The sequence below is a fragment of the Pseudomonas mosselii genome (assembly GCF_019823065.1).
GTDB classification, from domain to species: domain Bacteria; phylum Pseudomonadota; class Gammaproteobacteria; order Pseudomonadales; family Pseudomonadaceae; genus Aquipseudomonas; species Aquipseudomonas mosselii.
Window position 1 is genome coordinate 5,766,287 of record NZ_CP081966.1, and the last position, 23,392, is coordinate 5,789,678.

The 23,392-nt window shown below is 61.3% G+C and carries 19 protein-coding genes, 2 tRNA genes and 3 rRNA genes; 11 read left to right on the plus strand and 13 right to left on the minus strand.

What is annotated here, in order from left to right:
• Nucleotides 1-87: 87 nt before the first annotated feature.
• The 6 genes from rrf to tyrS all read right to left on the minus strand — a co-directional run bounded on the left by rrf (nt 88) and on the right by tyrS (nt 7,075).
• Nucleotides 88-203, minus strand: a 5S ribosomal RNA gene (gene rrf, locus K5H97_RS26905).
• A 129-nt stretch (nt 204-332) separates the two neighbouring features.
• Nucleotides 333-3,225 (minus strand): 23S ribosomal RNA (locus K5H97_RS26910).
• Between the two features lie 245 nt (nt 3,226-3,470).
• A tRNA-Ala gene (locus tag K5H97_RS26915) sits at nt 3,471-3,546 on the minus strand.
• A 24-nt stretch (nt 3,547-3,570) separates the two neighbouring features.
• Nucleotides 3,571-3,647 (minus strand) — tRNA-Ile (locus K5H97_RS26920).
• A gap of 86 nt (nt 3,648-3,733) precedes the next feature.
• A 16S ribosomal RNA gene (locus K5H97_RS26925) occupies nt 3,734-5,270 on the minus strand.
• The 16S, 23S and 5S rRNA genes sit together here with 2 tRNA genes alongside, the layout of an rRNA operon.
• A 605-nt stretch (nt 5,271-5,875) precedes the next feature.
• Nucleotides 5,876-7,075, minus strand: a complete 1,200-nt coding sequence (gene tyrS / locus K5H97_RS26930; RefSeq protein WP_028688997.1) for a tyrosine--tRNA ligase — start codon at nt 7,073-7,075, stop codon at nt 5,876-5,878.
• 213 nt (nt 7,076-7,288) lie between these two features.
• Between tyrS and K5H97_RS26935 the strand changes: the two genes are divergently transcribed.
• Together K5H97_RS26935 and K5H97_RS26940 are read left to right on the plus strand one after the other, a co-directional pair.
• On the plus strand, nt 7,289-8,698 hold the full coding sequence (locus K5H97_RS26935) for a peptidoglycan DD-metalloendopeptidase family protein (RefSeq protein ID WP_028688998.1): 1,410 nt from the start codon (nt 7,289-7,291) through the stop codon (nt 8,696-8,698).
• Between the two features lies 1 nt (nt 8,699).
• Nucleotides 8,700-9,791, plus strand: a complete 1,092-nt coding sequence (locus tag K5H97_RS26940) for an anhydro-N-acetylmuramic acid kinase (protein ID WP_028688999.1) — start codon at nt 8,700-8,702, stop codon at nt 9,789-9,791.
• A 60-nt stretch (nt 9,792-9,851) separates the two neighbouring features.
• On the opposite strand, the gene erpA is transcribed toward K5H97_RS26940, so the two are convergent.
• Together erpA and argC are read right to left on the minus strand one after the other, a co-directional pair.
• A complete protein-coding gene (erpA, locus tag K5H97_RS26945) occupies nt 9,852-10,202 on the minus strand; it encodes an iron-sulfur cluster insertion protein ErpA (RefSeq protein WP_028689000.1) in 351 nt (116 codons plus the stop codon).
• 145 nt (nt 10,203-10,347) lie between these two features.
• Nucleotides 10,348-11,382, minus strand: coding sequence for an N-acetyl-gamma-glutamyl-phosphate reductase (argC, locus tag K5H97_RS26950; RefSeq protein ID WP_028689001.1), 1,035 nt, complete (start codon nt 11,380-11,382; stop codon nt 10,348-10,350).
• A 140-nt stretch (nt 11,383-11,522) separates the two neighbouring features.
• Between argC and hemJ the strand changes: the two genes are divergently transcribed.
• The 7 genes from hemJ to K5H97_RS26985 all read left to right on the plus strand — a co-directional run bounded on the left by hemJ (nt 11,523) and on the right by K5H97_RS26985 (nt 16,362).
• Nucleotides 11,523-11,948, plus strand: coding sequence for a protoporphyrinogen oxidase HemJ (hemJ, locus tag K5H97_RS26955; protein WP_028689002.1), 426 nt, complete (start codon nt 11,523-11,525; stop codon nt 11,946-11,948).
• Nucleotides 11,949-11,978: 30 nt separating this feature from the next.
• Nucleotides 11,979-12,935 (plus strand): NAD(P)H-dependent flavin oxidoreductase, encoded by a 957-nt coding sequence (locus K5H97_RS26960; protein ID WP_028689003.1) that lies wholly within the window; start codon nt 11,979-11,981, stop codon nt 12,933-12,935.
• 51 nt (nt 12,936-12,986) lie between these two features.
• Nucleotides 12,987-13,769: an SDR family NAD(P)-dependent oxidoreductase gene (locus K5H97_RS26965; RefSeq protein ID WP_028689004.1), complete on the plus strand. Its 783-nt coding sequence runs from the start codon at nt 12,987-12,989 to the stop codon at nt 13,767-13,769.
• A 64-nt stretch (nt 13,770-13,833) separates the two neighbouring features.
• Complete coding sequence (locus K5H97_RS26970) at nt 13,834-14,172, plus strand: histidine triad nucleotide-binding protein (RefSeq protein ID WP_028689005.1); 339 nt, start codon at nt 13,834-13,836, stop codon at nt 14,170-14,172.
• A gap of 66 nt (nt 14,173-14,238) precedes the next feature.
• Nucleotides 14,239-14,886: a 2-polyprenyl-3-methyl-6-methoxy-1,4-benzoquinone monooxygenase gene (gene coq7 / locus K5H97_RS26975; protein WP_028689006.1), complete on the plus strand. Its 648-nt coding sequence runs from the start codon at nt 14,239-14,241 to the stop codon at nt 14,884-14,886.
• A 10-nt stretch (nt 14,887-14,896) separates the two neighbouring features.
• Nucleotides 14,897-15,934, plus strand: coding sequence for a hypothetical protein (locus K5H97_RS26980; RefSeq protein ID WP_028689007.1), 1,038 nt, complete (start codon nt 14,897-14,899; stop codon nt 15,932-15,934).
• Between the two features lie 2 nt (nt 15,935-15,936).
• Nucleotides 15,937-16,362 carry a hypothetical protein gene (locus K5H97_RS26985; RefSeq protein ID WP_036985793.1) on the plus strand — a complete coding sequence of 142 codons (426 nt, stop codon included), beginning with the start codon at nt 15,937-15,939 and terminating at the stop codon, nt 16,360-16,362.
• A 20-nt stretch (nt 16,363-16,382) separates the two neighbouring features.
• On the opposite strand, the gene K5H97_RS26990 is transcribed toward K5H97_RS26985, so the two are convergent.
• The gene (locus K5H97_RS26990) at nt 16,383-16,805 is read right to left on the minus strand and encodes an OsmC family protein (protein WP_028689009.1); all 423 of its coding nucleotides are present in this window, start codon (nt 16,803-16,805) and stop codon (nt 16,383-16,385) included.
• A 189-nt stretch (nt 16,806-16,994) separates the two neighbouring features.
• Here K5H97_RS26990 and crp point away from each other — a divergent pair, with 189 nt between their 5' ends.
• Nucleotides 16,995-17,639, plus strand: coding sequence for a cAMP-activated global transcriptional regulator CRP (crp, locus tag K5H97_RS26995; RefSeq protein ID WP_028689010.1), 645 nt, complete (start codon nt 16,995-16,997; stop codon nt 17,637-17,639).
• A gap of 152 nt (nt 17,640-17,791) precedes the next feature.
• Here the strand turns inward: crp and K5H97_RS27000 are convergent, their stop codons facing one another.
• The 4 genes from K5H97_RS27000 to K5H97_RS27015 form a co-directional block, all read right to left on the minus strand.
• Complete coding sequence (locus tag K5H97_RS27000; RefSeq protein ID WP_028689011.1) at nt 17,792-18,496, minus strand: lipoate--protein ligase family protein; 705 nt, start codon at nt 18,494-18,496, stop codon at nt 17,792-17,794.
• Between the two features lie 126 nt (nt 18,497-18,622).
• The gene (gene trpC / locus K5H97_RS27005) at nt 18,623-19,456 is read right to left on the minus strand and encodes an indole-3-glycerol phosphate synthase TrpC (protein ID WP_028689012.1); all 834 of its coding nucleotides are present in this window, start codon (nt 19,454-19,456) and stop codon (nt 18,623-18,625) included.
• Nucleotides 19,453-20,502: an anthranilate phosphoribosyltransferase gene (gene trpD / locus K5H97_RS27010; protein WP_028689013.1), complete on the minus strand. Its 1,050-nt coding sequence runs from the start codon at nt 20,500-20,502 to the stop codon at nt 19,453-19,455. Before trpD ends, trpC begins: the two co-directional genes overlap by 4 nt.
• 9 nt (nt 20,503-20,511) lie before the next feature.
• Nucleotides 20,512-21,105 carry an aminodeoxychorismate/anthranilate synthase component II gene (locus tag K5H97_RS27015; protein WP_028689014.1) on the minus strand — a complete coding sequence of 198 codons (594 nt, stop codon included), beginning with the start codon at nt 21,103-21,105 and terminating at the stop codon, nt 20,512-20,514.
• A gap of 377 nt (nt 21,106-21,482) precedes the next feature.
• On the opposite strand from K5H97_RS27015, the gene estP reads away from it, so the two are divergent.
• Complete coding sequence (gene estP, locus K5H97_RS27020; protein ID WP_028689015.1) at nt 21,483-23,387, plus strand: esterase EstP; 1,905 nt, start codon at nt 21,483-21,485, stop codon at nt 23,385-23,387.
• Nucleotides 23,388-23,392 lie beyond the last annotated feature (5 nt).

Here is a 23,392-nt window from a genome sequence, read left to right on the forward strand (position 1 = left end):
TAGGAGCGCCGGTATGGCGTTGATGTTGGAACGCGGAAAAGACAAAACCCCTACCTGCTCGCGCAGATAGGGGTTTTGCGAAATGAATCTCGACGATGACCTACTCTCACATGGGGAAGCCCCACACTACCATCGGCGATGCATCGTTTCACTACTGAGTTCGGGATGGGATCAGGTGGTTCCAATGCTCTATGGTCGTCAAGAAATTCTGTTGCCAGAATGTCTTAGGAACACTCTTGGCTAATTCGGATATGTGAATTTGTGGTCGTACGAACTTTCGGATCTTTCGTCTTCACCACCACAATCTGCGTAGCAGATTGCTTGGGTGTTATATGGTCAAGCCTCACGGGCAATTAGTATTGGTTAGCTCAACGCCTCACAGCGCTTACACACCCAACCTATCAACGTCGTAGTCTTCGACGGCCCTTCAGGGAGCTCAAGGCTCCAGTGAGATCTCATCTTGAGGCAAGTTTCCCGCTTAGATGCTTTCAGCGGTTATCTCTTCCGAACATAGCTACCCGGCAATGCCACTGGCGTGACAACCGGAACACCAGAGGTTCGTCCACTCCGGTCCTCTCGTACTAGGAGCAGCCCCTCTCAAATCTCAAACGTCCACGGCAGATAGGGACCGAACTGTCTCACGACGTTCTAAACCCAGCTCGCGTACCACTTTAAATGGCGAACAGCCATACCCTTGGGACCGGCTTCAGCCCCAGGATGTGATGAGCCGACATCGAGGTGCCAAACACCGCCGTCGATATGAACTCTTGGGCGGTATCAGCCTGTTATCCCCGGAGTACCTTTTATCCGTTGAGCGATGGCCCTTCCATACAGAACCACCGGATCACTAAGACCTACTTTCGTACCTGCTCGACGTGTGTGTCTCGCAGTCAAGCGCGCTTTTGCCTTTATACTCTACGACCGATTTCCGACCGGTCTGAGCGCACCTTCGTACTCCTCCGTTACTCTTTGGGAGGAGACCGCCCCAGTCAAACTACCCACCATACACTGTCCTCGATCCGGATAACGGACCTGAGTTAGAACCTCAAGGTTGCCAGGGTGGTATTTCAAGGATGGCTCCATGAGAACTGGCGTCCCCACTTCAAAGCCTCCCACCTATCCTACACAAGCAAGCTCAAAGTCCAGTGCAAAGCTATAGTAAAGGTTCACGGGGTCTTTCCGTCTAGCCGCGGATACACTGCATCTTCACAGCGATTTCAATTTCACTGAGTCTCGGGTGGAGACAGCGCCGCCATCGTTACGCCATTCGTGCAGGTCGGAACTTACCCGACAAGGAATTTCGCTACCTTAGGACCGTTATAGTTACGGCCGCCGTTTACCGGGGCTTCGATCAAGAGCTTCGCTTGCGCTAACCCCATCAATTAACCTTCCGGCACCGGGCAGGCGTCACACCCTATACGTCCACTTTCGTGTTTGCAGAGTGCTGTGTTTTTAATAAACAGTCGCAGCGGCCTGGTATCTTCGACCGGCGTGGGCTTACGCAGCAAGTGCTTCACCCTCACCGGCGCACCTTCTCCCGAAGTTACGGTGCCATTTTGCCTAGTTCCTTCACCCGAGTTCTCTCAAGCGCCTTGGTATTCTCTACCTAACCACCTGTGTCGGTTTGGGGTACGGTTCCCAGTTATCTGAAGCTTAGGAGCTTTTCTTGGAAGCATGGCATCAACCACTTCGCGCTCTAAAGAGCACTCGTCATCAGCTCTCGGCCTTGAAATCCCGGATTTGCCTAAGATCTCAGCCTACCACCTTAAACTTGGACAACCAACGCCAAGCTGGCCTAGCCTTCTCCGTCCCTCCATCGCAATAACTGGAAGTACAGGAATATTAACCTGTTTTCCATCGACTACGCTTTTCAGCCTCGCCTTAGGGACCGACTAACCCTGCGTCGATTAACGTTGCGCAGGAAACCTTGGTCTTTCGGCGTGCGAGTTTTTCACTCGCATTGTCGTTACTCATGTCAGCATTCGCACTTCTGATACCTCCAGCAAGCTTCTCAACTCACCTTCACAGGCTTACAGAACGCTCCTCTACCGCGTCATCAAAGATGACACCCGTAGCTTCGGTGCATGGTTTGAGCCCCGTTACATCTTCCGCGCAGGCCGACTCGACTAGTGAGCTATTACGCTTTCTTTAAAGGGTGGCTGCTTCTAAGCCAACCTCCTAGCTGTCTAAGCCTTCCCACATCGTTTCCCACTTAACCATGACTTTGGGACCTTAGCTGACGGTCTGGGTTGTTTCCCTTTTCACGACGGACGTTAGCACCCGCCGTGTGTCTCCCATGCTCGGCACTTGTAGGTATTCGGAGTTTGCATCGGTTTGGTAAGTCGGGATGACCCCCTAGCCGAAACAGTGCTCTACCCCCTACAGTGATACATGAGGCGCTACCTAAATAGCTTTCGAGGAGAACCAGCTATCTCCGAGCTTGATTAGCCTTTCACTCCGATCCACAGGTCATCCGCTAACTTTTCAACGGTAGTCGGTTCGGTCCTCCAGTCAGTGTTACCTAACCTTCAACCTGCCCATGGATAGATCGCCCGGTTTCGGGTCTATACCCAGCGACTAAAGCGCCCTATTAAGACTCGCTTTCGCTACGCCTCCCCTATTCGGTTAAGCTCGCCACTGAATATAAGTCGCTGACCCATTATACAAAAGGTACGCAGTCACCTAACAAAGTAGGCTCCCACTGCTTGTACGCATACGGTTTCAGGTTCTATTTCACTCCCCTCTCCGGGGTTCTTTTCGCCTTTCCCTCACGGTACTGGTTCACTATCGGTCAGTCAGTAGTATTTAGCCTTGGAGGATGGTCCCCCCATGTTCAGACAAAGTTTCTCGTGCTCCGTCCTACTCGATTTCACTGGCAAGAGATTTTCGTGTACGGGGCTATCACCCACTATGGCCGCACTTTCCAGAGCGTTCCACTAATCTCAAACCAGCTTAAGGGCTGGTCCCCGTTCGCTCGCCACTACTAAGGGAATCTCGGTTGATTTCTTTTCCTCAGGGTACTTAGATGTTTCAGTTCCCCTGGTTCGCCTCTTGCACCTATGTATTCAGTACAAGATAACCAGCTTATGCTGGCTGGGTTCCCCCATTCAGAGATCTCTGGATCACAGTCTGTTTGCCGACTCCCCAAAGCTTATCGCAGGCTACCACGTCTTTCATCGCCTCTGACTGCCAAGGCATCCACCGTATGCGCTTCTTCACTTGACCATATAACCCCAAGCAATCTGGTTATACTGTGAAGACGACATTCGCCGAAAATTCGCATGTTGCTCATTGCTGAGCAGAACTCACAAATTTTACCTTAGCCTGAATAACCAGCAGTGAAACTGGTATTCAGTCTATCTATCACATATCCGAATTTTTAAAGAACGATCTGACAAAAGTCAGAAATCAACATTCATCACCGAATGTTCATTTCTAAGTTCTGAGCAGTGCTGCGAAACCTGAAAGAGTGGTGGAGCCAAGCGGGATCGAACCGCTGACCTCCTGCGTGCAAGGCAGGCGCTCTCCCAGCTGAGCTATGGCCCCATTTGACCAGCCGCACCAAGTAATTGGTAGGTCTGGGCAGATTTGAACTGCCGACCTCACCCTTATCAGGGGTGCGCTCTAACCAACTGAGCTACAGACCTATAACAGGGTCGCGTTACAGCATCGTCTTTACACAATGAATCAAGCAATTCGTGTGGGAGCTCATCAGCAGGCTGATGTCTTCGATTAAGGAGGTGATCCAGCCGCAGGTTCCCCTACGGCTACCTTGTTACGACTTCACCCCAGTCATGAATCACACCGTGGTAACCGTCCCCCCGAAGGTTAGACTAGCTACTTCTGGTGCAACCCACTCCCATGGTGTGACGGGCGGTGTGTACAAGGCCCGGGAACGTATTCACCGCAACATTCTGATTTGCGATTACTAGCGATTCCGACTTCACGCAGTCGAGTTGCAGACTGCGATCCGGACTACGATCGGTTTTGTGAGATTAGCTCCACCTCGCGGCTTGGCAACCCTCTGTACCGACCATTGTAGCACGTGTGTAGCCCAGGCCGTAAGGGCCATGATGACTTGACGTCATCCCCACCTTCCTCCGGTTTGTCACCGGCAGTCTCCTTAGAGTGCCCACCATAACGTGCTGGTAACTAAGGACAAGGGTTGCGCTCGTTACGGGACTTAACCCAACATCTCACGACACGAGCTGACGACAGCCATGCAGCACCTGTGTCAGAGTTCCCGAAGGCACCAATCCATCTCTGGAAAGTTCTCTGCATGTCAAGGCCTGGTAAGGTTCTTCGCGTTGCTTCGAATTAAACCACATGCTCCACCGCTTGTGCGGGCCCCCGTCAATTCATTTGAGTTTTAACCTTGCGGCCGTACTCCCCAGGCGGTCAACTTAATGCGTTAGCTGCGCCACTAAAATCTCAAGGATTCCAACGGCTAGTTGACATCGTTTACGGCGTGGACTACCAGGGTATCTAATCCTGTTTGCTCCCCACGCTTTCGCACCTCAGCGTCAGTATCAGTCCAGGAGGTCGCCTTCGCCACTGGTGTTCCTTCCTATATCTACGCATTTCACCGCTACACAGGAAATTCCACCCCCCTCTACCATACTCTAGCTCGCCAGTTTCGGATGCAGTTCCCAGGTTGAGCCCGGGGCTTTCACATCCGACTTAACGAACCGCCTACGCGCGCTTTACGCCCAGTAATTCCGATTAACGCTCGCACCCTCCGTATTACCGCGGCTGCTGGCACGGAGTTAGCCGGTGCTTATTCTGTCGGTAACGTCAAAACAGCAAGGTATTAACTTACTGCCCTTCCTCCCCACTGAAAGTGCTTTACAATCCGAAGACCTTCTTCACACACGCGGCATGGCTGGATCAGGCTTTCGCCCATTGTCCAATATTCCCCACTGCTGCCTCCCGTAGGAGTCTGGACCGTGTCTCAGTTCCAGTGTGACTGATCATCCTCTCAGACCAGTTACGGATCGTCGCCTAGGTGAGCCATTACCTCACCTACTAGCTAATCCGACCTAGGCTCATCTGATAGCGCAAGGCCCGAAGGTCCCCTGCTTTCTCCCGTAGGACGTATGCGGTATTAGCGTTCCTTTCGAAACGTTGTCCCCCACTACCAGGCAGATTCCTAGGCATTACTCACCCGTCCGCCGCTGAATCAAGGAGCAAGCTCCCGTCATCCGCTCGACTTGCATGTGTTAGGCCTGCCGCCAGCGTTCAATCTGAGCCATGATCAAACTCTTCAGTTCAATACTGCTTGGGTTTTTAAGAAACCCTAAACTTGGCTCAGCAATCTCAAATGACTATGTGATTTCTCGCATGGCCACTTGTGATGCTGATAATCTTGGCGACTATCAGTCCGTACTCACAAGCACCCACACGAATTGCTTGATTCAATTTGTTAAAGAGCGTTTGGCTGAGAGCGTTTCGTCTCAACCGAGGTGCGCATTCTACGCTTTCCTCATTTACTGTCAAGCGTTTATTTTGAGGTTTTTAACGAAGAACTCGTTTCACTTCAAACACTTGACTCGCTGCGATCTCTCGTAGCGGGAGGCGAATCATACAGCGTTGCAACCTGCTGTCAACTGCCTTTTCCACCGCTGCCGATCGTTAGACCGAAGCACCTCCGCCACCCTCTTCAACAATCAACTCATTGATATTCAAGGAGTTTTTCGTTCCGATGTCGCTGGAAGTGGGGCGCATTATAAGGGGATCTGAAAGCCCGTCAACCGTTAATTTCATAAAAATCAAAAAGATCGCCTCAGAAGCCCTGGTACCTATATAAGCAGCCCCAAAACAAAAGCGGGGAGGCCTACCGGCCTCCCCGCTTCTATATAGCTACACCACCGCGCCATCACTCAGCCTTGAGGCTGACCCGGGCAAACGCCTTTTTGCCCGCCTGGCACACATGGGTCGCACCAATCACGAACATGAAATCACGATCGACCACCGCGCCATCTACCTTGACCGCACCAGCGCCGAGCAAATCCCGCGCCTGCGCCGAGTTCTTCACCAGGCCAGCCCGGTTCAGCACGGCGGCGATCGGCAGATCTTCAGCGGCGACCACTTCGATCTCCGGCAGGTCCTCCGGCAACTCGCCTTCCTTCATGCGATTGCCCGCGGCACGGTGCGCATTGGCCGCAGCCTCTTCACCATGAAAGCGGGCAACGATCTCCTCGGCCAGCTTGATCTTGATGTCGCGCGGGTTGGCGCCATTTTCTACATCCGCTCTGAACTGATCGATCTCTTCCATCGAACGGAAGCTCAACAGCTCGAAGTAACGCCACATCAAGGTATCAGGAATCGACACAAGCTTGCTGTACATCACCCCGGGTGCTTCCTGGATACCGACATAATTGCCCAGCGACTTGGACATCTTCTTAACGCCATCCAGCCCTTCGAGCAGCGGCATGGTGACGATGTTCTGCGCCTCCTGACCGTAGGCGCGTTGCAGCTCGCGCCCCATCAGCAGGTTGAACTTCTGGTCGGTGCCACCTAGCTCGACATCGGCCTGCAAGGCGACGGAGTCGTAACCCTGCACCAGCGGATAGAGGAACTCATGGATCGCGATCGGCTGGTTGGTGGTGTAGCGCTTGTCGAAGTCGTCGCGCTCGAGCATGCGCGCCACGGTGTACTGCGAGGCCAGGCGAATGAAGTCGGCAGGCGTGAGCTTGTCCATCCAGGTGGAGTTGAACGCCACCTCGGTCTTGGCCGGATCGAGGATCTTGAACACCTGCTGCTTGTAGGTCTCGGCGTTGTCCAGCACCTGCTCGCGGGTCAGCGGCGGACGGGTGGCACTCTTGCCGCTCGGATCACCGATCATGCCGGTGAAGTCGCCGATCAGGAAGATGACCTGATGCCCCAGCTCCTGGAACTGGCGCAGCTTGTTGATCAGCACCGTGTGCCCCAGGTGCAGGTCGGGCGCGGTTGGATCGAAGCCCGCCTTGATGCGCAGCGGCTGGCCGCGCTTGAGCTTCTCCACCAGTTCCGATTCGACCAGTACCTCTTCCGCACCGCGCTTGATAAGCGCCAGCTGCTCTTCAACCGACTTCATAGACAGACCCGCAACGCTAGGATTCAAGGGGAGCCAACCATACAAGATCGGCCATCAAATACAAGTTTCGCAAAGGATTGTGACCCGAACGGCGCACCGCAACGTCTACGCGCCCTTGCGTGAGAATGGATTTGGTTATATTTTATACAGTTATTTCATCTTCATCATGTCATTCATCTTTTCCATTTCACCTTTTTCAAAGTCACCTTATCTATGACCAACGAAACGCCTAAAGCGCCCCCGCTTTATCCGAAAAGCCATCTGTTGGCCGCCAGCGGCATTGCCGCCCTCCTCAGCCTGGCCTTGCTGGTCTTCCCTTCCAGCGAAGTGGAAGCCAAGAAAACCACCCTCAGCCTGGAGCTCGAGAGCCCGGCAGAACAGCTCAAGGACGAATCCCGCAGCACCCCCCTCGTAGAGGCCGGGCAGAGCAGCGACTCGCCATTCGCCCAGATCGACGGCGCCGAGCCCGAGACCGCCAAGGCGGAACCGGCCCCTGCCTCCAAACCAGAAGAGAAGACGCCAGGCCACCGTGAAGTGGTGGTCAGCCGCGGCGATACGCTTTCGACCCTGTTCAACAAGGTCGGCCTACCGGCCAACGTCGTGCACGACGTGCTGGCGAGCAGCAAGCAGGCCAAGCAGTTCAGCCAGCTCAAGCACGGCCAGGTGCTGCAGTTCGAACTGGACAAGGATGGACAGCTGACCAGCCTGCACAGCAAGGTCAGCAATCTCGAGACCATCCGCCTGAACAAGACCGACAAGGGCTTCGCCTTCGAGCGCGAGATCAGCAAGCCGGTGGTCCGCACCGCCTACGCCCATGGCGTGATCAAGAGCTCGTTGTCCGCCTCCGCCCAGCGCGCTGGCCTGTCCCACAGCATGACCATGGACATGGCGCGCATCCTCGGCTACGACATCGACTTCGCCCAGGACATCCGTCCTGGCGACGAATTCGACGTGGTCTACGAGCAGAAGATGATGGACGGCAAGGTGGTCGGTACCGGCAATATCCTCTCCGCCCGCTTCACCAACCGCGGCAAGACCTACACCGCCGTGCGCTACACCAACAAGCAAGGCAACACCAACTACTACACCGCCGACGGCAACAGCCTACGCAAGGCGTTCATCCGCACCCCGGTGGACTTTGCTCGCATCAGCTCGCGCTTCTCGGCAGGGCGCAAGCACCCGATTCTCAACAAGATCCGTGCGCACAAGGGCGTCGACTACGCCGCACCGCGCGGCACGCCGATCAAGGCCGCCGGCGACGGTCGCATCGAGCTGGCCGGCCGCCGCGGCGGCTACGGCAACACCGTGATCATCGCCCACGGCAATTCCTACAAGACGCTCTACGGCCACATGCAGGGTTTCGCCAAGGGCATCAAGACCGGCTCCAGCGTCAAGCAGGGACAGATCATCGGCTACATCGGCACCACCGGCCTGTCGACCGGCCCACACCTGCACTACGAGTTCCAGGTCAACGGTGTCCACGTCGACCCGCTGAGCCAGAAGGTGCCGATGGCCGACCCGATCGCCAAGGCCGAGCGCCAACGCTTCAACCAGCAGAGCCAGCCCCTGATCGCCCGCATGGATCAGGAAAAGGCCACCCTGCTCGCCGCCAACAAGCGCTGACATGGCGCTCTACCTGGGGGTGATGTCCGGCACCAGCCTTGATGGCCTGGACATCGCCCTGATCGAACAAGACGAGCAGCTGCGGCTGCTCGCCACCCATTACATCCCCATGCCCGTAGACCTGCGCCAGGACCTGCTCGGCCTCTGCGCCAGCGGCCCCGACGAGATCGCCCGCGCGGCCCTGGCGGAAAACCGCTGGGCCACCCTGGCGGCCCAAGGCATCAATCACCTGCTGGCCGCCGAGGGCCTGGCCCCCGACGCCATTCGCGCCATCGGCAGCCACGGCCAGACGGTTCGCCATGAGCCGGCCCGTGGTTTTACCGTGCAGATCGGCAACCCGGCCCTGCTGGCCGAGCTCACTGGCATCTGCGTGGTGGGTGACTTCCGGCGCCGCGACGTGGCGGCGGGTGGCCAGGGCGCACCGTTGGTGCCAGCGTTTCACGAAGCCCTGTTCAGCCATCTCGGCCAGCGCCTGGCGATCCTCAACGTGGGGGGCTTCAGCAACCTGAGCCTGATCGAGCACGACCAGCCGGTACATGGCTTCGACTGCGGCCCGGGCAATGTGCTGCTGGATGCCTGGATCGAACGCAAGCAGGGTCAAGCGTTCGATGCCGACGGTGCCTGGGCGGCCAGCGGTAGCGTCCGCCAGGACCTGCTGAGCGCCCTGCTGAGCGACCCGTTCTTCGCCGGCAGCGGCCCGAAGAGCACCGGGCGCGAGGTATTCAACCTGCCCTGGCTGGACGCCCATTTGGCGCGCCTGCCGGCGTACCGTGACGAAGATGTCCAGGCCACCCTGCTGGAGCTGACGGCGCGCAGCATCATCGACTCGCTGCGCCAGGCCCAGGACGACACCGAGGCCCTGCTGGTCTGCGGCGGGGGCGCGCGCAACGGTGCCTTGATGGCGCGCCTGGCAACCCTGCTGCCGGCTGCCGAGGTCGCCAGCACCGCCGCACATGGTGTGGACCCCGACTGGGTCGAGGCCATGGCCTTCGCCTGGCTGGCCCATTGCTGCCTGGAGAATATCCCGGCCAATCGTCCCAGCGTGACCGCCGCCCGCGGCCTGCGCATCCTCGGCGCGATCTACCCCGCCTGAACAACCGGCAGAATGCAAAACGCCGCGCAATTGCGCGGCGTTTTCACAGCAGGGTCCAGATCAGATCGAGAACGACGAACCGCAACCGCAGGTGGTGGTGGCGTTCGGGTTCTTGATCACGAAGCGCGAACCTTCCAGGCCTTCCTGGTAGTCGACTTCGGCACCGGCCAGGTACTGGAAGCTCATCGGATCGACGACCAGGGCGACACCTTCACGCTCGACGATGGTGTCGTCATCGGCCACCTCCTCATCGAAGGTGAAGCCGTACTGGAAGCCCGAGCAGCCGCCGCCCGTCACGAACACACGCAGCTTCAGCCGGTCGTTGCCCTCTTCGCTGACCAAGGTCTTGACCTTGTGCGCAGCCCCGGGGGTGAATTCCAAAGCCGTGGGGGTGAAGGTTTCGACACTCATGTTGATTCTCCCGGCGCAGTGCCGCCATAAAACTCGATGGCACGTATTATCCGCTTGTCCGAGAAAATCGGTCAAGAATTGTGCGGCTTTAGTCGCCCCCATGAAAAAGGCCCGCGCGAGGCGGGCCCATGCAACGACTGGCCGCTTACGGCAGCAGGCCGGCGTGGGACAGGCCCATGCGCTCGTCGAGCCCGAACAGGATGTTGAGGTTCTGCACTGCCTGGCCCGACGCGCCCTTGACCAGATTGTCGATTACCGACAGCACCACCACCAGGTCACCGCCCTGAGGCCGGTGCACGGCGATGCGGCAGACGTTGGCACCGCGCACGCTGCGGGTTTCCGGATGGCTGCCGGCCGGCATCACGTCGACGAACGGTTCATTGGCGTAGCGTTTCTCGAACAGTGCCTGCAGGTCGACCGAGGTATCGGCGACCGTCGCGTACAGGGTGGCATGGATGCCGCGGATCATCGGGGTCAGGTGCGGCACGAAGGTCAGGCCAATGTCCTTGCCTGCCGCCTGGCGCAGGCCCTGGCTGATCTCCGGAAGGTGACGGTGGCCCTTGACCGCGTAGGCCTTCATGCTCTCCCCGGCCTCGCAGAACAGCGAACCTACAGCGGCGCCACGACCGGCTCCACTGACGCCCGACTTGCAGTCGGCGATCAGCCGCGACGGGTCGGCCAGACCGGCTTCCAGCAGCGGCAGCAAGCCCAGCTGGGTGGCGGTCGGGTAGCAACCCGGCACGGCGATCAGGCGCGCCTGGCGGATCTTCTCGCGGTTCACCTCGGGCAGGCCGTAGACGGCGTCCTTGAGAAGCTCAGGGGCGCCATGGGGCTGGCCGTACCACTTGCCCCATTCGGCGGCGTCCTGCAGGCGGAAGTCGGCGGAAAGGTCGATGACCTTGGTGCCGGCCGCCAGCAGCTCGCCGGCCAGGGCGTGGGCAACGCCGTGGGGCGTGGCGAAGAACACCACGTCGCAGGCCGCCAGGGCCTTGCTGTCCGGCACGCTGAACGCCAGGCCGTCGTAGTGGCCGCGCAGGTTCGGGTACATGTCGGCAACCGCCACGCCCGCCTCGGATCGCGAAGTGATGACCGCCACTTCGGCCTGTGGGTGCTGCGCTAGCAGACGCAGCAGTTCGACACCGGTGTAACCCGTGCCGCCGACGATACCGACCTTGATCATGACGCTTGCCCCTTATCAACGAGACCACTGGAAAGCGCACGATAATAGGGGCCAAGGGCGCCTGTAACAACTCTTGGGATGACCCTTCGGGCCCTTGGCCTCTACTATCTGACGACCGTGAAAACCTGAAGGAACTCCCCATGCTCTATCTATGGATCAAGGCGCTGCATATCGTCAGTGTGGTCTGCTGGTTCGCCGGCCTGTTCTACCTGCCACGCCTGTTCGTCTATCACGCCCAGAGCCAGGACAGCATCAGCCTCGAGCGCTTCATCACCATGGAGCGCAAGCTGTACCGGGGCATCATGAACCCGGCGATGATCGCCACCTACGTGTTCGGCGGCTGGATGCTGTACTTGAATCCCGGCTGGCTGAGCCAGGGCTGGCTGCATGCCAAGCTCACCCTGGTGGCCCTGCTCACTGTCTACCATCACATGTGCGGCGCCCAGCGCAAACGCTTCGCCGCCGGCACCAACACCCGCAGCCATGTGTACTACCGCTGGTTCAACGAAGCACCGGTGCTGATGTTGCTGGGCGTCGTAATTCTCGTGGTGGTCAAGCCGTTCTGACGATATCAACCCGCCTACAGGAGTTTCGCCATGTCCCTGCCCGCCTCGCTCGAACACTGTTTGCGCTTGCCCCTGGTGGCGGCGCCTATGTTCCTGATCTCCAATCCCCGGCTGGTGCTCGCCTGCTGCGCCAATGGCGTGGTGGGCAGCTTCCCGGCCCTGAACCAGCGTGACAGCGCAGGGTTCAAGGCCTGGCTGGATGAGATCGAGGCCGGGCTGGCCAAGCTGCAGGCGCCCGCACCCTACGCGGTCAATTTGATCGTGCACCCGACCAATCCGCGCCTGCAGGCCGATCTGGCCCTGTGCGTGGAACATCGGGTGCCCATCGTCATCACCAGCCTCGGCGCGGTGAAGGAGGTGGTCGATGCAGTGCACAGCTATGGTGGCCTGGTGTTCCATGACGTGACCACCCGTCGTCACGCCGAGAAGGCCGCCGAGGCCGGTGTCGACGGGCTGATCGCCGTGGCGGCGGGTGCCGGCGGCCATGCAGGGACCTGGAGTCCGTTCGCCCTGGTCGCGGAGATCCGACAGTTCTTCGACAAGACCCTGCTGCTGGCCGGCTGCCTGAACCATGGCCATGAACTGCTGGCCGCGCAATTGCTGGGGGCCGACCTCGGCTACATGGGCACCCGCTTCATCGCCACCCACGAGAGCCAGGCCCAGGACGCCTACAAGCAGATGATCCTGGGCGCCGGGGCCGCCGATATCGTGCATACCCCGGCGGTGTCCGGCATCCCCGCCAGCTTCCTGCGCCAGAGCCTGGAGCAGGCCGGCTACGACCTGGCGGCGCTGAAGAGCGGCCATGACGCCGGCAAGCTCAAGCCCCTGGATGACGAGGCCAAGGCCTGGAAGACAGTCTGGTCGGCCGGCCAGGGTGTCGGCGAGATCCACGACCTGCCCAGCGTCGGCGAGCTGATCGGACGCCTGCAGGACGAATACCGGGCCGCCCTGGCGCGCAGCCAGCAGCTGCGCAGCAACGCCTTGTAGCAAATTGGCCAGGCTGTACACTAGGCGCCCCTTACACCCCAGGAGCCTTGCATGACCCGTTACGCCATGATCACCGGAGCTTCCAGCGGCCTGGGCCTGGCCCTGGCGGAAGCCCTGGCACGGCGCGGGCGCAACCTGATCCTGGTGGCGCGCCAGCGCGAGACGCTGGAGCCGGTGGCCATCGAGCTCACCCAACGCTTTGGCGTGGAAGTGCTGTTCCGTGCCTGCGATCTCAGCCAGCCTCTGCGCCTGTCGGGCTTCGTCCTCGAGCTGGAGGAAGGCGAGCGGCGCATCGACCTGCTGGTGAATTGTGCGGGGCAGCGAACCTACGGGCCGTTCCTGGCCCATGAATGGGCCGATGAGCAGGACCTGTTGGAGGTCAATATCCTCGCCCTGAGCCGCCTGTGCCACGCCATCGGCAACCTGATGGCGATCCAGGGCGGCGGGCAGATCCTCAACGTCGCGGGGCTGGCCGGAGTCGCACCGGGCCCGTGGATGGCCGCCTACGCGGCGAGCAAGGCCTATGTGCTGAGTTTTTCCGAGGCCCTGCGCGAGGAACTGGGGCGCACCGGGATCAAGGTCTCGGTGCTGTGCCCGGGGCCGGTGCGCTCGGCCAGGCGCCGCATCCCACGGCTCGACGGCAACAGCCGCTGCCTGAGCCCCGAGGAGATCGCCCTGGACACCGTCCGCGCCCTGGACCGCAACCGCGCGCTGATCCTGCCCGGCCGGCGCAACCGCTGGCTGGCCTTCGTCCCGCGCCTGCTGCCGCGCTGGCTGACGCGCAAGCTGGCTGGGCTGATCCATCGCCGCTATTGCCCGATCGGCATGGAATAGCCACTGGGCGAGCGGTGCGGGGCTCAGTACACTCATCCCGGACACTCACCATGGAGCAAGTGCTGTGGAGACTATCTTCACCAAGATCATCAACCGGGAGATTCCGGCAAAGATCATCTACGAGGACGACCAGGTTCTGGCCTTCCACGATATCGCCCCCCAAGCGCCAGTGCATTTTCTGGTCATTCCGAAAAAGCCCATCCGTACGCTCAACGACCTGACCGAAGAAGATAAGGGCCTGGCCGGCCACATCCTGTTCACCGCCCAGCGCCTGGCCCGGGAACTCGGCTGCGAAGAGGGCTTCCGCGTGGTGATGAACTGCAACGAGCAGGGCGGCCAGACCGTCTACCACATCCACATGCACGTGCTTGGCCAGCGCCAGATGCACTGGCCGCCGGGCTGATCCAAGGCAAGCCTGCCCAGGGGTATTGAGGTAGACTGTCGGGCATCACTTCAGCGGAGGTGCCCGATGGCTACCGAACGTCACTACTCGCCGCTCGACCGCTTGTTGCTGCAGGCCGATACCGCCATGCGCACCTTGCTGCCCTTCAGCGGCCAACCCGCCCGCCCTTCCCCGGCGATCGTCCAGCCGGACGCCGAACTCGATGAACAACAGACCCGCCATATCGCCGGCCTGATGCGCATCAACCACACCGGCGAAGTCTGCGCCCAGGCGCTGTACCAGGGCCAGGCCCTGACCGCCAAGCTGCCCCAGGTTCGCAAGGCCATGGAGCATGCGGCGGAAGAAGAAATCGACCACCTGGCCTGGTGCGAGCAGCGCATTCGCCAGCTCAACAGCCACCCCAGCGTGCTCAATCCGGTGTTCTACGGCCTGTCGTTCGGCATCGGCGCCCTCGCCGGGCTGGTCAGCGACAAGGTCAGCCTGGGCTTCGTCGCCGCCACCGAGCATCAGGTGTGCAAGCACCTGGACGAACACCTGGAGCAGATCCCCGAGCACGACGGCAAGTCCCGCGCCATCCTCGAACAGATGCGTGTCGACGAGGAGCACCACGCCGAGTCCGCGCTGGAAGCCGGCGGCTACCGTTTCCCGGCCCCCGTGCGCTTCGGCATGAGCCTGCTGGCCAAGGTCATGACCAAGAGCACCTACCGAATCTGAGACGCGCACCATGGAACGTTTCGACGCCAGGGACCTGGCACGCGCCGTGAGCGCCGGCGTGCTGCAGCCGGGGCAGGACCAGGCCTTGCTGGCCTTCCTGCGCCAGCAGCCAGAAAGCCGCGCCAGCTTCCAGCTGGCCCACGTTGCCTTTTACCTCGGCGCCCTGCTGATCATGGGCGCCATGGGCTGGCTGCTCACCGAAGCCTGGATGCGTATCGGCGACGGTGCACTGCTGGCCATCGCCCTGCTCTACATCGGCGGGATCACCCTGTTCGCCCTGTCGCTGCAGCGACGCAACCAGCCTGTCGCGGCCGGCGTGCTGGCCGCCGTGGCGGTCAGCATCGTGCCGCTGGCGGTGTTCGCCATCGAGCGCCTGGCAGGCTGGTGGCCGCTGGACGACGCCCAGGGCGACTACCACCAGTACTACACCTACGTGCAGGGTGGCTGGTTGGCAATGGAGGCGGCGACGGTACTGGCCGGGCTGCTGATGCTTCGCCTGATTCCCTTCCCTTTCATCGTCATGCCAATCGCGGTGGCCCTGTGGTTCATGTCCATGGACCTGAGCGAGTGGTTCCATGGCGACCTGTTCAGCTGGGAGCAACGGCGCACGGTCTCGCTGTGGTTCGGCCTGGGCCTGCTGCTGGTATTCCTGGTGATCGACGGACGCACCCGCCGTGACTATGCCTTCTGGGGCTATCTCGCCGGCCTGGCGGCGTTCTGGGGCGGGCTGACGCTGATGGACAGCGGCAGCGAATGGGGCAAGGCGCTGTACTGCCTGATCAACCTGGGGCTGATGGGCCTGGCCGTCCTGCTGCGCCGCCCGGTGTTCATGGTGTTCGGAGCGATGGGGGTGGCGGCCTACCTGGGGTATCTGTCCTACGAGGTGTTCGCCGATTCCCTGTTGTTCCCGGTCATACTGACCTTGATCGGCCTCGGCGTGATCGGTCTCGGCGTGCTTTACCAGAAGCGACGTGAGGCATTGAGCGAGCAACTGCGGGCACAGCTACCCGAACGCCTGTTGCAGCTGCTGCCGGCATTGCGTCGCTGAACATGGGACGATCGCTCGCCCGGCTGTTGCAGGGCCTTGCCCTGATCCCGGTCGCCTATCTGTTCGTTTGCCTGATGGTCGCCAGTGTCGGGCAAAGCACTTTCAGCCTGGAACTGCCGACACTTACCGACCCTGACAGCAATAGCACCGCCGAGCTGATGCTCGGCACACTACCCGCGCAGCTGCTGTTCCTACTGCTCAGCATGTTTTTTGCCAGCCGCCAACTGTTGGTCGGCACGTTCGTGCTCGCTGGCACATTGGCTGCGTGGCTGCAGTGCCAGGTGTTTGCCGAACACTTCGGCACCACCTGGAGCAGCAACGAGATCCTCATGCTGCTCGGGGTGAATACGCCCTGGCTGGTGCTTGCGCTGACCCCGGGGCTCGCATTGCTGCTAGGTATCGAACGCCTGCACAAGCAAAGCGCCTGACCGGCAGGCGCTGGCTTCGATCAACCGAGTTCGACGATTTCGTAACCGTGCGTGATCTCGACGCCCGCGCGATCCAGCATAATCGAGGCCGAGCAGTACTTCTCCGCCGACAACTCGACCGCACGCTTGACCTGCGCCTCCTTCAACCCGCGGCCCTTGACCACGAAGTTGAGGTGGATCTTGGTGAACACCTTCGGGTCTTCACTGGCGCGTTCGGCCTCCAGGAAGGCCTCGCAGCTTTCCACGGCCTGGCGCGATTTCTTGAGGATGCTGACCACGTCGAAACTGCTGCAGCCACCCAGGCCGAGCAGGAGCATCTCCATCGGGCGCACGCCCAGGTTGCGGCCTCCGGCTTCAGGTGGGCCATCCATGACCACGACATGGCCGCTCCCCGACTCGCCGAGGAACATCGCTTCACCGGCCCACTGGATGCGTGCCTTCATCTATCCGGACTCCCGATTTCGTAAAAGGGTGTCAGCTTAGACCTTGCGAGGCTGTCGGAAAAGCTCAAGCCACGTCGCTTTTGTGCCGATTCAAGTTGAAGTGTCTGATAAGCTGGCGCCAAATGACTGGCGCGTGCTGCCAGGCGTCTCTATAAAAAGCCAATGCGTCGCATCGAACAGGATTTCGTGATGGTCTCCTCAGCCCTGCCACCCAAGATCAAGAACATCGACAAGCTGCTGGCCCACTGCCAACGCCGTCGCTACGCCGCCAAGAGCAATATCATCTGTGCCGGCGACCGGGCCGATACCTTGTCGTTCATCATCAAGGGCTCGGTGACCATCCTGATCGAGGACGACGACGGTCACGAGATGATCATCGCCTACCTCAACAGCGGTGATTTCTTCGGCGAGCTGGGTCTGTTCGAGCCCGCCGGCCAGGAACATCAGCGCAGCGCCTGGGTGCGCGCCAAGACCGAGTGCGAAGTGGCCGAGATCGGCTACGACAAATTCCGTGAACTGGTACGCCTGGAGCCGGAAATACTCTATGCCCTGGGCAGCCAGATGGCCCAGCGCCTGCGCAACACCACCCGCAAGGTCGGCGACCTGGCGTTTTTCGATGTGACCGGCCGGGTTGCCCGTTGCCTGCTCGACCTGTGCAAGCAACCCGACGCCATGACCCACCCCGACGGCATGCAGATCAAGATCACCCGCCAGGAGATCGGTCGTATCGTCGGTTGTTCACGGGAGATGGTCGGCCGCGTCCTCAAGGACCTCGAGGAGCGCAGCCTGGTGCAGGTCAAGGGTAAAACCATGGTGGTCTACGGCACCCGTTAGGCTCTGTACGAAATGTATCTGCACTCGCCCATACTGCGTTGAAACGGGGCTCGGAATGCTCATGTACTCCAGTACAGTCGGGCGCGACCCCGGCCGTTCCTCCCCCCGTTTCGCCTTGTCTGGCCTTCGCGCAGACACATTTCGTACAGACCCTAGTCCTGTGGCAGTTCCGCTAGTACTTGTTCATAGGCCCGGCTCAGACGCTCGAACCAGGGAGCCGCAGGCGCCACCTCGTGCAAGGCGATATGGCTGTCGGCGCGGCAACGCTGATCCAGATCGCAGCACTCATTGAAGCGGTTGACCGCCGCGACCATCGATTCGCGTTCGTTGTCCAGCAACAGCGCGCCATGCACCAACACCACCGGGCGCTTGCCCCCCAGCCCCTGGCGCCAGCGCTGGGCGGTGCCGACCAGCTTGCGACCATTGAGGTTGACGTTGTAGCGGCCATCGCAGAAGGCGCCGTCAATCTCCCCCACCGAGGCGACACCGCCCCATTCGCTAAGGACATCGCACAGCGGCAGGCACAGACGCTCGTAGGCATTCTCGATGCGGCCCTGGTCGCCCTCGCTGCGCGGGGCCACGTAGACCAGCGCCACGTTGACGGTCGCATGGGATTGCGGCACCGGTTCGCCACCGGTTTCGCGCAGCAGCACCGGCCAGCCAGCGATGGCCAGCTCGGCGCAGGCGGCCTCGAAGTTGTCCAGGCGGCTCATGCGCCGGGGCATGACCAGGGCATGGTCGGTCGGACGCCAGAACAGCACGCCACATTCGCGCTCGCCACGGCAGACGGCGGCCAGCAGGTCCTGTTCGGCATGCAGGCCTTGTTCGACGGTGAGGGCCAGGGGTTGATCGGTCATTGATCCACCTTTGATGTGATGTTCACCGGCCTCATCGCGGGGCAAGCCCGCTCCCACGTGGGACTGTCTCGCGATGAAACCCTCGAATACAAAAAAGCCGGCAAACGATGCCGGCTCTCTGTTCGATCAGTCCAGTTGCTGAACGGTCTTCTTCACCTGTTCGGGGAAGAACAGCCGCTGCAGCTCCAACCCTGGCTGCTCGGCGCGCATGAACGCCTCGCCGACCAGGAACGAATACACCTCGTTGATTTCCATCAGCTCGACATCGGCACGGTTGAGGATGCCGCTCTCGGTGATGGCCAGGCGATCGCGGGGGATGCGCGGCAGCAAGTCGAGGGTCGTCTCCAGACTGACTTCGAAGGTATGCAGGTTGCGGTTGTTGACCCCGACCAACGGTGTGTCGAGGATCTTCAACGCACGCTCCAGCTCATCGCCGTCATGTACTTCGACCAGCACGTCGAGACCGACGTCCTTGGCGGTAGCGGCCAGCTCGGCCATCTTCACGTCGTCCAGCGCCGAGACGATCAGCAGCACGCAGTCGGCGCCCAGCGCACGGGCTTCGACGATCTGGTACGGATCGACCATGAAGTCCTTGCGGATCACCGGCAGCGAAACGGCGGCACGCGCCTGCTGCAGGTAGACGTCGGCACCCTGGAAGTAGTCCACGTCGGTCAGCACCGACAGGCAGGTCGCCCCACCCTTCTCATAGCTGACGGCAATCTCCGCCGGCACGAAGTTTTCGCGAATCACGCCCTTGCTTGGCGAGGCCTTCTTGATTTCGGCGATTACCGCCGGCTGCTTGCGCGCAGCCTGCTCGATCAGTGCCCTGGCAAAGCCGCGGGGCGCATCGGCCGCCTTGGCCAGGCGTTCGAGCTCACCCAGGCTGACCCGCGCGCTGCGCTCGGCCACTTCCTGGAATTTGCGGGCGATGATCCTTTCCAGCACGGTTGGTACGCTCATGCTTCGTTCTCCACCTTGAATACCGCGGTAAAGGCGCCCAGCTCCTGCAGTTTTTCCCAGGCCAACCCGGTGTGCAGCACATCGTGGGCCAGTTCGACACCCTGGGCCAGGGTCATCGCGTGGTCGGCGGCATACAGCGCCGCGCCGGCGTTGAGCACGATCATCTCGGCGGCCTTCTGGCCGTTCTCGGTCTTGCGTCGGCCCAGGGCGTCACGGATCAGTTCCAGCGAAGCCTGCGGCCCCTCGACTGCCAGGCCATGCAAGCTCTGGCTCTTCATGCCGAGGTCTTCGGGCTCGACCCAGTATTCGGTGATCTGGTCATTCTTCAGTTCGGCGACGAAGGTCGGCGCGGCCAGGCTGAACTCGTCCAGGCCGTCCTTCGAATGCACCACCAGCACATGCTTGCTGCCCAGGCGCTGCAGCACCTCGGCCAACGGGCGGCACAGGGCCTGGGTGAAGACCCCGACCACCTGGTGTTTCACGCCGGCCGGATTCGTAAGCGGGCCGAGCATGTTGAACAGGGTACGCAGCCCCAGGTCGCGACGAGGGCCGGCGGCGTGCTTCATTGCACTGTGATGGGTCTGGGCGAACATGAAGCCGATGCCGAGGCTGTCGATGCAGCGGGCGACCTGCACCGGGGTCAGGTTCAGGTAGATACCGGCGGCTTCCAGCAGGTCGGCGCTGCCGCTCTTGCCGGAGACGGCACGGTTGCCATGCTTGGCCACGGTGCAGCCGGCCGCGGCCAGGACAAAGGCCGAAGCAGTCGACACGTTGAAGATGTTGGCGCCATCGCCACCGGTGCCGACGATGTCGACCACGCCGTCGAGGGTCTTCAGCTCGACCTTGTCGGCCAGCTCACGCATCACCGACACCGCACCGACGATTTCGTCGATGCTCTCGCTCTTCATGCGCATGCCCATGAGGAAAGCGCCGATCTGCGCCTCAGTGCACTGGCCAGTCATGATCTGGCGCATGACGTCGCGCATTTCCTCGGTGGACAAATCCAGGTGGCCGACGATACGGCTCAAAGCGGTCTTGATATCCATGATCGGTCCTTAACGGCGTCCGCCGGTCTGCTTGAGGAAATTGGCGAACAGCTCGTGGCCCTGCTCGGTGAGGATAGATTCGGGGTGGAACTGTACCCCTTCGACGTTCAGGGTTTTATGACGCAGGCCCATGATTTCGTCGACAGTGCCATCTTCGTGGGCGGTCCAGGCGGTCACTTCCAGGCAGTCGGGCAGGGTTTCACGCTTGACCACCAGCGAGTGGTAGCGGGTCACGGTGAGCGGGTTGTTCAGGCCGGCGAACACGCCCAGGTCGCGGTGCAGCACCGGGCTGGTCTTGCCATGCATCACCTGGCGGGCACGCACCACGTCACCGCCGAAGGCCTGGCCGATGGACTGATGGCCCAGGCAGACGCCCAGGATCGGCAGCTTGCCGGCGAAGTGCAGGATGGCCTCGATGGAGACCCCGGCTTCGCTCGGCGTGCACGGCCCCGGGGAGACGACGATGCGCTCGGGGTTAAGGGCTTCGATCTGGGCGATGGTCATTTCGTCATTGCGAATGACCTTGACCTCCGCACCCAGCTCGCCAAGGTACTGCACGACGTTGTAGGTGAAGGAGTCGTAGTTGTCGATCATCAGTAACATCTGCAACGAACCTCTTGAATACTGACTTTTGATTCGAGCCTTCCGCTGCCGCTCATGAATGCGGCCGAGCCCGCACGGGGCGGTTGACGGAACAAGTGGGGAAGGCAAACAGGGACGGGCCGGGGGAACCGGCAGGAGAAAAAGTCAGGCGCGCCAACGCCAACGGGCGACGGCCTTGATAACGCGCATCAAGAGTTTGCTGACGATCAACACAGGGTAGGTCTCGTTCATACGTTCGGGGACAGTAACCTACCGGGGCGGCGGGTGCAATATGCCCCCTAAACACCGGGAAACCATTGCCATGCTGGGCAAAGACCGGCGATTTGCTATGGTCATGCGGCTTGCCTTCATAAAAACAACGAAAAGGATATTCATGCATGCGCAAGACCCCCTTCCTGCACGCCACCCTCGGCATGCTCGCCCTCGCCTGCAGCCAGGCCACCTTGGCCGCGCCCTCCCCCTACGCGTCGCTCATCGTCTTCGGTGACAGCCTCAGCGACGCCGGGCAGTTCCCCGACCTGACCGGCGGCACGCCAGGCATGCGTTTCACCAACCGCGATGCCAATGGCAACTACGCGCCGGTCTCGCCAATGATCCTGGGTGGCAAGCTGGGCTTCTCCGGTACCAGCCTGGGCCCTTCGACGTCGCTGACCAACCAGCTCCAAGGCACGCCGGATGGCAACAACTGGGCCGTGGGCGGCTACACCACGCAGCAGATCCTCGACTCGATCACCGACACCTCGCAAGCCGTCATCCCACCCGGTCGTCTCGGCGCGGGCACGGTGCTGCGCGAGCGTGACGGCTACCTGGCCAACGGCCTGCGGGCCGATCCCAATGCCCTGTACTACCTGACCGGTGGCGGCAACGACTTCCTCCAGGGCCTGGTCAACAGCCCCGCCGACGCGGCCGCCGCCGGTGCCCGTCTGGCGGCCAGCGCCCAGGCGCTGCAACAGGGCGGCGCGCGTTACATCATGGTCTGGCTGCTGCCGGACCTGGGGCAAACGCCGAACTTCAGCGGCACGCCCCAGCAAGGGCCGCTGTCGCAACTGTCCGGCGTGTTCAACCAGTCGCTGGTCAACCGGCTCGGACAGATCGACGCCGAGATCATCCCGCTGAATGTCCCGGCACTGCTGCGGGAGGCCCTGACCAGTCCCGCCCAGTTCGGCCTGGCCGCCGACCAGAACCTGGTCGGCACCTGCTACAGCGGCGACGGCTGCGTGGGCAACCCGGTCTACGGGGCGAACGGCACGACGCCGGACCCGACCCGGCTGCTGTTCAACGACTCGGTGCACCCGACCATCGCCGGCCAGCAACTGATTGCCGACTATGCCTATTCGATCCTCGCCGCGCCCTGGGAGCTGACACTGCTGCCGGAAATCGCCCACGCCAGCATACGCGCCCACCAGGATGAGCTGCGCAATCAGTGGCAGACGCCCTGGCAGGCGGTCGGTCAATGGCAGGCGTTCGTCGCCACCGGTGGCCAGGACCTGGACTTCGGCAGCCAGCGCAGCGCCGCCAGTGGCGACGGGCGCGGCTACAACCTGACCCTCGGCGGCAGCTATCGGCTGGATGACGCCTGGCGCGTGGGGCTGGCGGCGGGCGTGTACCGGCAAAAGCTCGAGGCCGGCCAGGAAGATTCCGACTACAAGCTCGACAGCTACCTGGCCAGCGCCTTCGCCCAGTTCCGTCAGGATCGCTGGTGGGCCGACACGGCACTGACCGCCGGGCATCTGGACTATCGCGACCTCAAGCGCACCTTCGCCCTAGGCGTTGGTGACCGCAGTGAAAAAGGCGACAGCGATGGCGAGGCCTGGGCAGTCACCGGCCGGGTGGGCTACAACCTGGCGGCCGAGAGCAGCCGCTGGCAACTGGCGCCGTTCATCAGCGCCGACTATGCGCGGGTCAAGGTCGATGGATATGAGGAGAAGAGCGGCCGCTCCACGGCGCTCGGTTTCGACGATCAGGAGCGCACGTCACGCCGGCTGGGGGCCGGCCTGCTGGGGAGCGTGCAGCTCCTGCCGACGACCAGGTTGTTTGCCGAGGTGGCCCGCGAGCACGAGTTCGAAGACGACCAGCAGGACTTGCGCATGCACCTGACCAGCCTGCCGGCGAACGACTTCACCTTGACCGGCTATACGCCGCACAGCAACCTGACCCGCGCCAGCCTGGGGCTGACCCATGAACTGGTGCCGGGGGTGAACCTGCGGGGGAACTACAACTGGCGCAAGAGTGATGAGTTGCGCCAGCAGGGCGTGAGCGTGGCGTTGAGCCTGGACTTCTGAGTTGT

What these genes read in the sequence shown, in the direction of transcription:
- tyrS (WP_028688997.1), bottom strand. Translation starts at nt 7,075, where the DNA reads ATGAAGTCGGTTGAAGAGCAGCTGGCGCTTATCAAGCGCGGTGCGGAA.
- K5H97_RS26935 (WP_028688998.1), top strand. Translation starts at nt 7,289, where the DNA reads ATGACCAACGAAACGCCTAAAGCGCCCCCGCTTTATCCGAAAAGCCAT.
- K5H97_RS26940 (WP_028688999.1), top strand. Translation starts at nt 8,700, where the DNA reads ATGGCGCTCTACCTGGGGGTGATGTCCGGCACCAGCCTTGATGGCCTG.
- erpA (WP_028689000.1), bottom strand. Translation starts at nt 10,202, where the DNA reads ATGAGTGTCGAAACCTTCACCCCCACGGCTTTGGAATTCACCCCCGGG.
- argC (WP_028689001.1), bottom strand. Translation starts at nt 11,382, where the DNA reads ATGATCAAGGTCGGTATCGTCGGCGGCACGGGTTACACCGGTGTCGAA.
- hemJ (WP_028689002.1), top strand. Translation starts at nt 11,523, where the DNA reads ATGCTCTATCTATGGATCAAGGCGCTGCATATCGTCAGTGTGGTCTGC.
- K5H97_RS26960 (WP_028689003.1), top strand. Translation starts at nt 11,979, where the DNA reads ATGTCCCTGCCCGCCTCGCTCGAACACTGTTTGCGCTTGCCCCTGGTG.
- K5H97_RS26965 (WP_028689004.1), top strand. Translation starts at nt 12,987, where the DNA reads ATGACCCGTTACGCCATGATCACCGGAGCTTCCAGCGGCCTGGGCCTG.
- coq7 (WP_028689006.1), top strand. Translation starts at nt 14,239, where the DNA reads ATGGCTACCGAACGTCACTACTCGCCGCTCGACCGCTTGTTGCTGCAG.
- K5H97_RS26980 (WP_028689007.1), top strand. Translation starts at nt 14,897, where the DNA reads ATGGAACGTTTCGACGCCAGGGACCTGGCACGCGCCGTGAGCGCCGGC.
- K5H97_RS26985 (WP_036985793.1), top strand. Translation starts at nt 15,937, where the DNA reads ATGGGACGATCGCTCGCCCGGCTGTTGCAGGGCCTTGCCCTGATCCCG.
- K5H97_RS26990 (WP_028689009.1), bottom strand. Translation starts at nt 16,805, where the DNA reads ATGAAGGCACGCATCCAGTGGGCCGGTGAAGCGATGTTCCTCGGCGAG.
- crp (WP_028689010.1), top strand. Translation starts at nt 16,995, where the DNA reads ATGGTCTCCTCAGCCCTGCCACCCAAGATCAAGAACATCGACAAGCTG.
- K5H97_RS27000 (WP_028689011.1), bottom strand. Translation starts at nt 18,496, where the DNA reads ATGACCGATCAACCCCTGGCCCTCACCGTCGAACAAGGCCTGCATGCC.
- trpC (WP_028689012.1), bottom strand. Translation starts at nt 19,456, where the DNA reads ATGAGCGTACCAACCGTGCTGGAAAGGATCATCGCCCGCAAATTCCAG.
- trpD (WP_028689013.1), bottom strand. Translation starts at nt 20,502, where the DNA reads ATGGATATCAAGACCGCTTTGAGCCGTATCGTCGGCCACCTGGATTTG.
- K5H97_RS27015 (WP_028689014.1), bottom strand. Translation starts at nt 21,105, where the DNA reads ATGTTACTGATGATCGACAACTACGACTCCTTCACCTACAACGTCGTG.
- estP (WP_028689015.1), top strand. Translation starts at nt 21,483, where the DNA reads ATGCGCAAGACCCCCTTCCTGCACGCCACCCTCGGCATGCTCGCCCTC.